Source organism: Streptococcus suis (assembly GCF_002960445.1).
Classification (GTDB): domain Bacteria; phylum Bacillota; class Bacilli; order Lactobacillales; family Streptococcaceae; genus Streptococcus; species Streptococcus hyiners.
This window is the reverse complement of sequence record NZ_POJD01000307.1, coordinates 1-287: the sequence shown is the minus strand read 5'-3', so window position 1 is coordinate 287 and position 287 is coordinate 1. Positions and strand designations below refer to the sequence as shown.

At 40.1% G+C, this 287-nt stretch carries 1 protein-coding gene; it reads left to right on the top strand.

Annotated elements, in window-relative coordinates; all coding sequences use genetic code 11:
• Window positions 1-4: 4 nt before the first annotated feature.
• Window positions 5-287: ATP-binding cassette domain-containing protein (locus C1G53_RS10970; RefSeq protein WP_153046717.1), on the top strand; the 283-nt coding region annotated here is incomplete at its 3' end.

Here is a 287-nt window from a genome sequence, read left to right as displayed (position 1 = left end):
TAGTATGTTTTCTGTCCAATCAATTCAAAAGAAATTTGGGAAGCGCAGCTTGTTTTCTGATGTAACACTAGACTTGCAGGCTGGAAAGGTCTATGCCTTGATAGGTGCCAGTGGTAGCGGAAAAACGACCTTGCTGAATATTTTAGCCAAGTTGGAGTCCTATGATGCAGGTGACATTCTCTACAAGGGAAAGGATTTGAAAAAGTTGAAGCCCCATCTCTTTTTTAGGGAGGAATTAGGCTATCTCTTTCAGAATTTTGGTCTTTTAGAAAGTCAGACAATCAAAG